The 12,296-nt window shown below is 52.0% G+C and carries 10 protein-coding genes; 2 read left to right on the plus strand and 8 right to left on the minus strand.

Annotated features, from left to right (window positions below; genetic code table 11):
- From Q0628_RS08275 to Q0628_RS08285, 3 genes are all read right to left on the minus strand, one after another.
- Positions 1-460, minus strand: a 460-nt coding sequence (locus tag Q0628_RS08275; RefSeq protein WP_298769985.1) for a hypothetical protein, incomplete at its 3' end; no start/stop codon positions are given.
- A 3-nt stretch (positions 461-463) separates the two neighbouring features.
- Positions 464-1,288 carry a TIGR02147 family protein gene (locus Q0628_RS08280; RefSeq protein ID WP_298769987.1) on the minus strand — a complete coding sequence of 275 codons (825 nt, stop codon included), beginning with the start codon at positions 1,286-1,288 and terminating at the stop codon, positions 464-466.
- 84 nt (positions 1,289-1,372) lie between these two features.
- Positions 1,373-2,227 carry a TIGR02147 family protein gene (locus tag Q0628_RS08285; RefSeq protein WP_298769989.1) on the minus strand — a complete coding sequence of 285 codons (855 nt, stop codon included), beginning with the start codon at positions 2,225-2,227 and terminating at the stop codon, positions 1,373-1,375.
- A gap of 174 nt (positions 2,228-2,401) precedes the next feature.
- On the opposite strand from Q0628_RS08285, the gene Q0628_RS08290 reads away from it, so the two are divergent.
- Complete coding sequence (locus Q0628_RS08290; RefSeq protein WP_298769991.1) at positions 2,402-5,035, plus strand: Ig-like domain-containing protein; 2,634 nt, start codon at positions 2,402-2,404, stop codon at positions 5,033-5,035.
- An 8-nt stretch (positions 5,036-5,043) separates the two neighbouring features.
- Here the strand turns inward: Q0628_RS08290 and Q0628_RS08295 are convergent, their stop codons facing one another.
- From Q0628_RS08295 to Q0628_RS08305, 3 genes are read right to left on the minus strand one after another with little or no spacing between them, the layout of a single operon-like run.
- Positions 5,044-6,522, minus strand: a complete 1,479-nt coding sequence (locus Q0628_RS08295; RefSeq protein ID WP_298769993.1) for a hypothetical protein — start codon at positions 6,520-6,522, stop codon at positions 5,044-5,046.
- A 24-nt stretch (positions 6,523-6,546) separates the two neighbouring features.
- The gene (locus Q0628_RS08300; protein WP_298769995.1) at positions 6,547-7,647 is read right to left on the minus strand and encodes a protein kinase; all 1,101 of its coding nucleotides are present in this window, start codon (positions 7,645-7,647) and stop codon (positions 6,547-6,549) included.
- Positions 7,648-7,682: 35 nt separating this feature from the next.
- Positions 7,683-8,480 carry a TIGR00730 family Rossman fold protein gene (locus Q0628_RS08305; RefSeq protein WP_298769997.1) on the minus strand — a complete coding sequence of 266 codons (798 nt, stop codon included), beginning with the start codon at positions 8,478-8,480 and terminating at the stop codon, positions 7,683-7,685.
- A 106-nt stretch (positions 8,481-8,586) separates the two neighbouring features.
- Between Q0628_RS08305 and Q0628_RS08310 the strand changes: the two genes are divergently transcribed.
- Positions 8,587-8,799, plus strand: coding sequence for a hypothetical protein (locus Q0628_RS08310; RefSeq protein ID WP_298769999.1), 213 nt, complete (start codon positions 8,587-8,589; stop codon positions 8,797-8,799).
- A gap of 130 nt (positions 8,800-8,929) precedes the next feature.
- Here Q0628_RS08310 and Q0628_RS08315 read toward each other — a convergent pair whose 3' ends face one another.
- Together Q0628_RS08315 and Q0628_RS08320 are read right to left on the minus strand one after the other, a co-directional pair.
- Complete coding sequence (locus Q0628_RS08315) at positions 8,930-9,646, minus strand: hypothetical protein (RefSeq protein ID WP_298770001.1); 717 nt, start codon at positions 9,644-9,646, stop codon at positions 8,930-8,932.
- 106 nt (positions 9,647-9,752) lie between these two features.
- Positions 9,753-12,296 (minus strand): TIGR03960 family B12-binding radical SAM protein (locus Q0628_RS08320; RefSeq protein ID WP_298770003.1); only part of this gene is annotated, 2,544 nt, incomplete at its 5' end.

Below are 12,296 nucleotides of genomic sequence, written 5' to 3' on the forward strand. Positions count from 1 at the left end.
TGAGCAGTCCCGTGATGCAGATGGTGTCACCTACCGAGAGCGAGTCGTAGTCGACGGAGAGCTTGAGTGTCGCGGGTTTCTGGATCCGCACATAGATGGAGTCTTCGTCGTTGTTTTTCAGAATCTGTGCGCCGGCGAATCCTTCGGTGGTGGCGATGACGCTGTAGGCGCCCTTGACATTTTCGAAGACTGCGTATTCGTGAACGTCCACTGTGACAGAGTCGTAGAGTTCCGTCTTTCCGTTGACGATTTTGGCCAGGGTGTATTTGATGTTGGCGGATTTCGGTAAGTCGTAGTCCCAGCTGTATTCGGTATTGAAGGCGACGGTGTGCCCCGATTCGGTTTCGGTCAGCACGCCTGCGGTAGAGGTGGAATTGTCATCTGTGGGTGCGCATGCGATAAAAAGTGTCGCCATGACTAAGGCGAGTGCTGCAAATTTAGTCGTTTCTCGTCTCATCATGCTTTACTCCAAATTTGAGAACAGGTGAATGTTCATTTGATAAACACCGTCGGCTTTTTCCTTATCTTCTCCGATGATGCGGCGTGCTTTCGCCTTGAATTCCTGCAGCTCTGCTTCGAGTTTTTTGTAGGCCCCGCTAGAGATGCTGAAAGTGAGCGTGCTCATGACCGTGGGCTTCTTTGGAACAGTCATTAGGGCCTGCTTCGAAAGTTCGAAACATTGTAGCTGGTATTGCTTGACCAGATCTGCATTGTTGTATGGCCCACTGCTGATGCTTTCCTTGGTGGGTTTCCAGAATCCCTCTTCGTTTTTGCGGGCAAGTCCGAGGCGTTCTAGGAGGGCTAAGGAATCCTTGAGCTTTCCGAGCGGAACCTTCGGGAAGATGCGCTTTTGCACGGGTGTCATGTCGTCGGTCACGTCCATTGCGTCAAGGATGGCAAAGAGGGCGCTGTTATACCAGCGGCTGTAATATTCGTAGGCATCCTCGTTTACGATATGCTGCGGATTTGGGTGCTGTTTCAGGAGTTCCTGAATCATGGCGTTGCGGATGGCGTCGGTTTTCGCCTGGTCAAGAGCGACGAGAGTCTCGAAATACTTGGCTTCCTTGCGGTCAAGCTGAAGGATTTCGATGAACTTCTGCACCATGCGAGGGCTCACCTTCTTGCCCCTGAGGACATCGGCAAAATAGCTGCGGCTCTTTTCAAGGCCGAGCAAGGCGCAGATTTCGGTGCGCGTAAAGCTTGGCTCTACCTTGGCGCGTGCGGCCTGATATTCTTCCAGGAATTTGCGGAAGTGCGTAAACTGAAAAATGTCTATATACGGATTCACTCCCTAAATATACATAAAAAAATGTATTTTGAGACAATTTTTGAGAACATTCGTCGTCAAAAGGGAAAAATTCCCCCAAAAACGCTATTTTTCCTTTCCGCTGACGGGAAAAAGTGCAAACTGAAGCTGGAAAACCTTGTCGCTATTCTGGTCTTCTTCCGCGATAAGTGCGATTTCCTTGCGGAAGGCATTGATGCGTTCCACGATGCGTTCGTAGCCTTCCTGGCTGATGCCGAGCGTAAGTCCCGAAATGTGTCGCGTACCTGGCGGATCACGGTCGATGGAGTCGGCGGCGAGCTTTAGGCACTGCTGGTGATACCCTCGAAGAGCTAGTCTCGATGTACGGTCGCCGGTAGTGATGGCACTTTCGGAAAGAGAGTAGTTGCCGCTCTTGTCCTTCTTGATGAGCTGGCAATCCTCGAGGAGTTTTACCGATTTCTTTGCTTCTTCGGCGGAGATGCGCGGGTGTACTCTTTTTGCGAGAGTCTCGTAGTCGCCGTTGAAACCGAACATGCCGATGAGGCTGCGGATGGTGAGGTGCTTCCAGTCCGAATACACCATGTACTGCGCGTGCCCGAGCAAATGCTGCTTTTCGGCAAAACGCACGACCTTGAGTACGGCCTGCATTTCATTAAATGCTATGTTCCTCTCCTCGGTGGTTTCGGCCTGGTTGAACTTGACGAGCGATATAAAGAATTCCGTTTCGTGCTTGCCGAGCCTAAGACCGCTTGCGACTTTGGGTATGCTCTGGCTAGAAAGGTTCTTGTCGCCGTTCATCACGCGGCTAATGAAGTCCTTCGCCTTGAAACCGATCTTGTCTGAGAACACGCGAAGTGAGAAGGCGGAATTTGCCTCTTTCTTTGCGTTGTAGTAATCTTTCAGGAATTCCCGGTAGTCCAGGTATTCGAAGATTTTTTTTGTCGGTTTCGTGACTCCCATGCCATAAATGTAAGAAAAATGCGTGTCGTAAGATGATAGAAAAGAAATATTCGCGTTGTCTGTGAACAACGCGAAATGTGATGGGAATCAAAAATTGCTTGGTGAAGTGCTCTGGAGAATTTAAATTGATGGGGAAGAGTGACGGGAAAGAACCTGCTCTCAAACAAGGATGTTATGGGTATCAGAATGGTTGGAAAAAGCAAATTACGCAAAAATGGTTTGGGATTCAATACGAAATTCCAAAAAATCGTCCTAGCGGGCGTTGTCTCGCTTTTTGGAATTTCTGCGGTGCATGCCGCAGTTCCGGTGAGTGAAGTGGTGAATCTGCCGACGGATGCCGCCTACGGTGGTGGTGACAAGGTGGGCTCGCAGCTGGTGGCCGCGACATACAATGCGGGCGAGGGTCCGGGTGTCTGGATCGTGGCCGATGGCGGCTACAGGCTCTACCACAATGGCGCGCTCCTTGCCGAAGACAACCAGGCGGGTCGTGTGCGTTTTGTTCCGATGACCTTCCTCCCTGGCGAGAACGCGATTTCGGTCGTGGGCGTGAACGGCCAGGGCGCCCCGGGCGTCATGGTGCAAATTGACGACTTGGACAGATCTTACTATTCCGGCAGCGGCTGGAAGGCCAAACCGACCGTCGGCAACAACTCCTGGAAAAACAAGGGCCGTGACCTTAGCCAGTGGGGTGGCGCGACAACTTTGAACTATGCGAGCAACAAGCTCCCGAGCGGGGCTGCCCTTACGGGATTTGCCGCGAATACGCAGGCCAAGTGGATCTGGAGCGGCGCGGAAACCGACCCGACGGCCGTACTGCTCTATACCTTCTACGTGAAGGCTGAAGGCTTCGGAGCCTCCACAACGGGCGGTGCAACTGGCAATATCGTTTTCGCGAGCGATTCCGCAAGCATCCGCAAGTACCTGCAGAGTAACGATGCCGTGACGATTCTGGTGCCCGAAGGTACTTACGATTTTAGGCAGATGCGCAATGCGGTAACCGAGGCGAACAAGCAGGGGCGTACCTGGTGCCGCACGACTTGCAGCGAGAAGAACCGCGTGACGGGCAAGACGAACAAGTTTTACCGCATCGCCTTCGAAAAGAACAGTTGCGCAAGCCTCGGCGAATCCGGACTTGAAATCGTGAAGGAGTCGGACAATCTGCAGGCGTGGAGCAACTGGATTACCACCAAGCCCAACAAGAGCCTCGTTGGCATGGGTCGCGGCGCGAACCTGCGTGGCGCATCCATAGTGGTGCGCAGTAACGAGGGCTCGTACAACCACATTTACCGCAACCTTGCCATTTACGACGTGAACCCGCACCTGATTGAAGGTGGCGATGGCCTTGAAACGGTCGGGACCGCGTCGAAGCATGTGAAGGGCTTCTGGGCCGACCACATCAGCTACAAGTGGATCAGTGACGGCATGGACATGGAATTCGTGGACGACGCCACCATCAGTTACCTGGATTTTGACGGCGCGAACGACTTTAACTGCTGGGGAACTGACCCCTACATGGCGCTTGTCGAAGATGCTCACCTGACTTATGCCAACAACTACTGGCACAATACCTATGGCCGCGTGCCGAAGGTGACGGGCGAAAGCAACGGTTCGCAGGTGCATCTGTACAACCAGTACGTGGACTACAACCGCTTCTTTATCGCGGGGGCGAACGGCCACAGTGCAAACGCGAAGGCCTACGTGCGCTACGAGAACAGTTATATCGATAACGGCCAGGGCTATTTGGCCGAATGGGGCGACAACGGCTACGTTTACTTTAGCGGTGTCACGTTCGGGAGCGGAACCAAGCAGCAGCACCGCTACAACGGTACGGTGACGCAGGGCGTTCCGAATGCGGCGACGTTCAACCCGAGCTACAGCTTTGAAAAGCGTACCGTGGCAAATCTCCCGAAAGAAATCCCGAGCCTCGCAGGCGTGGGTGGACGCTACGGCAAGATGCCCGAATACAACCAGGCTTTCGGACAGAGCAACAAGGCTGCGAACGTTTCTCTCTCTGCTCCCGCAACGGGGGCGAAATTTGACGCGGGTGCAACGGTCACCCTGAAGGCCGACGCGAAGGATAGCGACGGTTCCGTGAAGAGTGTCGCCTTCTACGTGGGGAATACTTTGGTCGGCTCTGCGACTGCCGCACCCTATCAGGTAAATGCAAGCGGGCTTGAACCGGGAGTGTATTCCGCGGTTGCAGTCGTGACGGACAATTCGGGCCTTTCGCAGATGTCTTCGTTCGTGACCTTCACGGTCGAAGGGGCCGCTTACCCCGAGGTCGTAAAGTGCGGGGCCGGTTCCAGCAGCCAGAGCATCAATCTGGGTGAACCGATTGTGGATTTCTGCTACACCTGGAGCGGCGCCGAGACGGTCGTGCCCCAAGGCTTCCCGGCAGGTGTTACGACTAGCATCGATAAGGAAAACCGCAAGATTTCTATCAGCGGCACTCCCACTGCGGCTGGCGAATATGCCTTCACCGTCACGGCAACCAACAACGATTCCACCTTTGTCAAGAGCGGTCGCATCGTGGTTGCAGACCCGAACGCTCCCGAATCTTCTTCAAGTGCCGAACCGGAGTCTTCTTCGGGCGAAGTTATTGAATCCAGCAGCGGAACGACGTCGATTGCGCAGCGCGTAAACTTGGCGACCGAGGCCGAAACTGCCTTCTACCGTATTTTCGACATGCAGGGGCGTCCGCTATTCGCTGGTTACGAGAAGCCCACGATTCTTCCCGCATCGCGCGTCGTCGTTGTGGAATACGCAAAGACGGGAACTGTTAGACGCCGTTATGTTCAGATACGGTAAACGGAATCCTATTTCTTGAAGGAATCCAGTATTCGTTGTGCTTGCTTGGCGAGGATGTCGGTCCCGTTCATTTCAATGACTTTCAGTAGTCGTTTCTGGCCGTCATCCTCTTCGATCTTGTTGGTAACGCAGGTTTCTCCGAGAACGTAAAGTGCGCGTCTTGCGAAGTTCGGGTCCTTTTCGCGGGATAGGCCTTTCTTCAAAAGCAGGATTGCCGCTTCGGGAGCATTTTTTGTCTTGGCGATTTCGCCCCATTCCAACCACTGGTTGCTGGATATCTCGATGTATAGGGCCGGGTTGGTAAGCTGTTGGGTAAAAGTCTTGACGAGGGGCTTGTCTACGGGATGTTCCTGCAGAAGCTGGTTCATCGCCTGAATTAGCAGACGCTGCGCGTTGTCGAATTCTCCGTTCTTGGCGCAAGCAAAACCGTTCTCAATCAGCTTGCGGGTCCTCTCCTTAAGTTCCGCCATCGGATTTCGGTTTGCGTTTCTGCGTGCTCGTTCCTCTAGGACATCCTGTGCGAGTTCTCTCTTGCTCTTCCGGCGCGTCTCGATTTTCAAACCGGCGATGGCGCCACCGGCAAAGCAAACGGGAGAAAGTATCGTGACGGCTCCAAATATGCCTGGGTTCAGGAACCAGTTCACGGCCATGTCCAGGAAGAGACCTGCAAAACAGATCGCTGAAATGAGCTGAGAGGTCATTTCCTTGCGCGGCGCAAAGGCGCAGGCTCCGAGAACAAAGGCTAGAGCGATACTCATGCCCATGTAGCGTTCGCCATCGTAGTGGTCGAAGAAACTGGTGCTAGTAAGGATGGAGACGAAAATGCCGCCGAACAAGGCGAATCCTGCGACGAAACCCCACAGAATAAACCACTGCCAGCGCTTTTCAAGAAGAACCATTGCGAATATGAAGAAAATGGCAAAGATGAAGAAACTCGGTACGCTTGGAAAAAGCATCCAGCTAGTGAACATTCTATCGTATTGGGCGTTCTTCGGGATGAAGGCCATATTGTAACGAGCGAACTTGTCGGTGTAGTTTTTTATCCAGGCTTCAAGTTCTCTGCGATAATCTGATTCGTCCGGGTAGCGTTTGTGCTCTTCGGCAAAGGCTTCTTTTCCGCCCTTGATTTCCCACCATTCCCTGAAATCCTTGTTCATGGATTTGATGCGGTCTTCCACCTTGTACGATGGTTTCTGCGCAAGTGCCCTTTCGCGGAATTGAACGAATTCTTCCTGCTTGATTTTTTCGGAGGGTTCAAGTCCGACGGATTGGAACTGATTGGCTCCTTCGTCATTCCACCACTTTTCGAATGACGTTGCAATGCCCCTTTCGTAACGGGCTTGCTTGATTTCGGGCATAATTCCAGTAATACAATTGAATACACCTAGACCGACGACTAGGAGTATCAGAAGGTAGTGATTAGGCTTCAACGACTTCAATAGGGGCTGTATCGAGCCCTTCCAAACACCTTTCATTTTTTTCATCATACCTGGAATATATATTAAAACCAGTTAAAAGCGGTTATATTCTCGCAGCTGATTCCATAAAAAGTCCGTATTCACGTCACGGTAGCCTTGGGCGTTGACACGTTCGCGTAAACGGTGCGCTATGTCAAACAGGTTCGGGCTGTTCTGCATGCGTTCAAAACTGTCAAAAATGGTGAGGTTGTCGATCCATTGAGTCAGCTCGGGAAATCTTGGATCGCTGAATCGGTTTTCTCGACCGGTCTTCAGGTATTCCAGGTAACGGTCGGTAATACGGTATCCGTCTTCTATAAATATATCCATCGCCCGGGGGAAAAGCTTTTCTCCCGTTAAGTATTCGTGAATGATGATTCCGAAACTGAAGTAATCTACCGATGCCGATAGGTTCTCGCCCATGATTGCCTGTTCCGGAGCACTGTAGCAGGGGGTCATCTGTCCGCCATATTCAGTCACGGTCTCGCGCATTTTTGCCTGGGCGTAACCAAAGTCGCACACGAGAATCTTGTGGTTATTCTTGTGCTGTGGATTTTGGCAGAGCAGAAGATTTTTGGGCTTTAGGTCCTTATGCACTACTTGGTAGTAGTGCAATTGGCTAATTGTATTGGCGAGATAGGCGAGCTGCGCCACTCGGTGCATTATTTCGTCGTCGCTCAGGTCCTTCTTGAATAGTCGGTCGAGTGAACATCCCTTGATGAATTCCATTTTCAGATAGGGGTGACGCCCGGCGAGGCCTCCTCCCATGCTTTGAACCACACCTTCGATATTGGTGGCGTGAATCAAGTTGTTAATGCGAATTTCATCCTGGAAAGCGCTCAGAAGCATGTTCAGGCGATGTAGCCTGTTCTTGCCGGGGGAGGCCCAGAATTTGCAAATTTTTACGACGATTTCCTGCTCGGCGTAGTGCGTCGAATCATTCGGATGTTCCAGCCAGTAGTTTGCACGATACAGGTTGTTTGTGCCTTCTAGCGTGAGCGGTTCCAGCAGCTGGATGTGCTGCATTGCTCCGTTGTGCATGAATTCAGGATTTTGGTCAAACCACCGCTGGTATTCTTCCATGGTGTAATTCGGGCGTAACGCTAGGTTGCGCGACACCCGATCCAAGGTTTCTGCCAATAAGTTCCTGAGCATAATCCAAATTTAGATAATTTGGAAGCCCAGTAAAACTATGCCCTGTTCTTTTCGAGCGTCTCGACAATTACTTTATAGGCGTCTTCGACATTGTCGCAGAAGTGGAACATGTCAATATCTTCCTTATCGATCATTCCCGTTTCTGCGATATAGTTCCAGTTGATGACCTTGTTCCAGTATTTTGCTCCATAGATCACTACCGGCATGCGCTGGGCGTACTTCTTGGTTTGGATCAGTGTCAGAACTTCAAACATTTCGTCGAGAGTTCCGAAACCGCCAGGGAATACTACTAGAGCGCGGGCCATTTTCAGAAACCAGTACTTGCGGATAAAGAAGTAGCGGAACTGTAGGTTCAGTTCGTCATCGATAAAGGGATTTGGATGTTGTTCGAAAGGAAGCTTGATGTTGAGACCGATGGACGATGTACCGACATCGTTTGCTCCGCGGTTGCCTGCTTCCATGATGCCTGGACCGCCGCCGGTCATGATTGCGAAACCGTCGCGCTGCTTGTTCATCCAGCGGCCAAGTTTTGCACCGAGCTCTCTGGCGTCGTCATAGTACTTAGCGACTGATTCAAGCGATTTTAGGCGTGCAAGTTCCTTCTTGTCCTTGCAGCCCTTGCGGCGTTTCTTGATTTCTTCCATCGGGAGTGTACGGGCCGAACCGAAGAAGACAATCGTGTTTTTTACGTTTTCCTGCGCAAAGATCTGGTAGGGACCTAGAAATTCTGACAAAATGCGGATTGGACGGCCGATGTCGCTGTCCATGAAATCGGCGTTATGATACATCATTTTGCCCACGACGGGTTTTAACTTCTTTTTTGCAGTCGGCATAGGATACTCCTTGTTTTTTTCTTCAAAATACTTTCAAAAAAAGGTAAAGCGAAAAAAAAACTGTATTTTTTTCAATTTGTAGGAAAAAAAACTTTATATTTGGGGTATGCTAGTAAAAATTTGGACTGACAGCTTTATTATCACGGGCGAAATTGACACGCTTCGCGATGAACGTCTTACGGACTATATCCGTGAAAACAAGGATTTTATCGCCGTCACTCAGGTGAAAGTCAGCGATCGGAGCGAGAAGGACTTGTTCCGGACGCATTTTCTTAATGTAAGTACCCGCCATATCGAAATAATTTTACCTGCGGAATAAAATAGCCGCTCGACTCTATAAAGTAGAATAACGAGTTGCTGTTCCTTTGGAAACTCTCGTTTTTCGTTGTTCGCTATAATAAGAAAGACCGCCTGTAGGCGGTCTAAACTTTTTCCCAGGAATCTTTCGATTAAAGGAAGAACCAGGTGGCGTAGATGCCGCCCCTGATACCGACATCCACGCGGGACGCTTCGGTCTTGCGTTCACCGGCAGTTTCTTCAGTCGAGTACCAGTCGATGCCGAAGCCGACCTTTCCGGAGAGAATCAGGTTCGGGACGATTTCTGCATGGGCACCGAACATCAGGTTGATGTACAGGTCGCTAGAAGAGAACTTTGACTGAGCTTCAGCGTCTTCCTTTTCGCCATTGCTAGCGTAGATCAGTTCGATACCGGCGGAGGTCGGGAGAACCGGGGTCGGCAGGAAGTAGTCGAAACCGGCACCGATTGCAAGTTCGGTGTAGTCATCTCCAGCGTCCACTTCCGTTTCTGTACCAGCAACGGTAGTGGTGTAAGTGGTTTCGCCATGGCTTACCAAACCGAAAATGGCAGTAATCATCATGCTTTCGTTGAGCTTGAATTTTAGGTTCAGCTGATTGAACGTGTCAGTGAGTCCCATGCCGAGACCCAGGAATGCACCACCGCTAGAAGAAGACTTTTTTGCCTTCTTTTCCACTTTCTTCGGAGCAGGGGCTTCCTCTTCTTCCTCTTCCTCTTCAGCGGGTGCGGCCTTTTCTTCTACACGAGCCGGGGCGCCATCTTCTTCGTATTCGTATTCGTCTTCGTCCTGGGCATAGCTGTAGCTGCAAAGGGCAAGTGCCGTGATTGCGGCGAGAAACATTTTTTTCATAGTATACTCCTTATAATTGTTTAACGCAAAAGTAATATAAAAATTGAAAAAAAGAGATGAAAAAATGAAATATAGGCTTTATTTTCGCTTTTTACCCGCTAAAACCCTAAAATTCCATTGAAATTTTCTTGATTAAATAGCGTCTAGAGACCTCGTCTAGCTTTTTAGGGTCGATGTGCACGCCCATGAGCCCTGCGAAAATGTTGAAGGGACTTGCGGTTGTGCCCATGTTGTTGCACTTGACCTTGATGATGATTGCGTCTCCCGCAATCTGGATTCCTTGGATGTGTTCGTTCAGGTTGATTTCCTGCCCGCGGTGGTTTAATACCACGGGGAGCGTCTTGCTTTCGAACTTTTCCATGATGCCTTCGGGAATCGCGTCGGGCGTGAAGGAGTAAATCATTGCCGTCGGCATGTGCTTACTGAGCTTTTCCCTGAGCGGCTCGATGTTCACGATTTCCATGCCGCGCGGGAACGGCCTCGAAAGTTCTGCCATGATCTTCGGCAGGTTCTCCTTGGAAATGTCGAGCGGCTGCAACAGGTCCACGCTGATGACTTCGCAATAAGTTTCAAGACCCAAGGGGAGTGCGCCCATGTTCGAGATGCGGGGCTTCGGGCTGAAGCCTTCGCTGAACTTGATGGGGATGCCGGCGCAGAGGAAGGTGCGCTCGAAGAAGCTGAGCATATTCTGGTGCGGCAGGAATCGGCTGAGGCCAGTTTTCTTGAAGGTGATCTTGTAGCTGTGGCAACTCTTTTGCGAGGGGCGGCGTTCGGCGACCAGCTTCTTGATTTCTTCGGGCGTACGGCTCGGGGCCTTGTGGCGCACCGGGTCGTCCGCGAGCTTGATTTCGGCGCCAAAGCCGGGAATGCCGCACTTCTGGCAGTCGCCCCATTTGCAGTTGGGCACCGGGGCGGAATCTTCCTTGAAAGCCTTTTCCCATTCGCCGCGCAGGTATTGTTTGCTAGTGCCTGCATGGATGAAGTCCCACGGGAAAACTTCATCACGCTCGCGTGTGCGGTACACCCAGCTGGTGTCGTAGTTGCATTCTTCCCAGACTTGCTGCCACTTTTCAAAGTCGAAACGGTAGGAGTCGCTTTCGAAAATGATTCCCTTCTTGTAGGCGGCGTAAATCACGGGACCGAGTCTGCGGTCACCGCGGCTGTAAATGGCTTCGAGGAAACTCGTTTCCCAGCCGGCCCAGTTGACCTTCACGTTCGGGTGACGGAAGAAGCGTTCGCGCACATAACGGATGTGCTTGAGGGCGGTTTCCTTGTCCATGAAGGGCGCCCATTGGAGTCCCGTAAAGGATTTCGGAATCAGAATGCCCATGCTCACGGCAATCTGGCATCCGCGCAGGTACTTGCGACCGATTTTCACGAGGTTCTCGATCAGGTTGCAGAACGCTTCCATGTCAGCCTCGTTTTCGGTAGGGAACCCGATCATTGTGTACAACTTAATCTTGTTGAATCCGCTGCTGAAGGCGTGTTCGGCGGCGTTGTACATGTCCTGGTCGCTAATGGTCTTGTTGATCATCTTGCGGATTCGTTCGGAACCTGTTTCGGGAGCGAAGGTCGCGCTGCGGCCGCCCTTGAGGGCCGAAATTTTCTGGGCGAGCGTTTCGCCGAAGGCATTCACGCGGATACTCGGGAGGCTCACGTCCACGGTATCGAAGAACGGGTCGTCGATAATGGAATCGGTCAGGCCTTCCACCGGCTTGTAGTCAGCGGTGGAGAGACTGAGGAGTCCCAGTTCGCGTTCGCCGGTCGCCTTGATGCCTGCCTTTGCGATGTCCAACACGTCGTCGGGGTCGAGTTCGCGGCAGGGCCTGTACCAGATGCCCGCCTGACAGAAGCGACAACCCTGGGCGCAACCGCGCATGACTTCCACACTGAAGCGGTTATGCACCAGTTGCATGTTCGCAATCAGGTTCTTGATGGGGTAGTTCTTCGGGTCCATGACCGGAATGAACTGTCTGCGTACACCGTTCGTGTTCTGGTAGCTGCCCTTGGCCGGTTCTGCCGGAACGATGTCGCCAAATTCGTTGGTAATGACGGGGCGTAGGCTCGGTATGTATACGCCGTCGATTTTAGACAAATTCTCTAGAATCTGGGCGCGGGGGAGGCCCGCCTTTCTTCCTTCTCCTACGCAACGCAAAAACTTCACAATCATGTCTTCGCCGTCACCGATCATGAAGGCGTCAAAAAAGTCTGCGACCGGTTCGGGGTTTGCCATGGCAGGTCCGCCGGCGACAATAATCGGGTCTTCTTCCTTGCGGTCCTTTTGCCAAACGGGGATACGTGCAATGTCGAGTACGTAGGGGACGTTCGTAAAGTTGAGCTCCGTCTGGAGCGTCATGCCGACCACCTCGAAATCACGCACCGGCGTGTAGCTTGCGTAGCTGTACAGCGGAATGTCGTACTTCTGCATCTCGGCGGCCATGTCGTCCCACGGAGCAAACGAAACTTCGCACAGCAAGTCGCTCTCGCGGTTAATCACGTGGTACAGAATGCGGATTCCGTTGTTGCTCATGCCGATTTCGTACTTGTCGGGGAACACGAATGCCATGTTGCAGAGCATCTGGCTGTGGTCTTTCACGACACTGTTCGCTTCACCGCCCATGTATCTAGCAGGACTTTCGACGGCAGGGAG

It is taken from the genome of uncultured Fibrobacter sp. (assembly GCF_937877005.1).
GTDB lineage: Bacteria > Fibrobacterota > Fibrobacteria > Fibrobacterales > Fibrobacteraceae > Fibrobacter.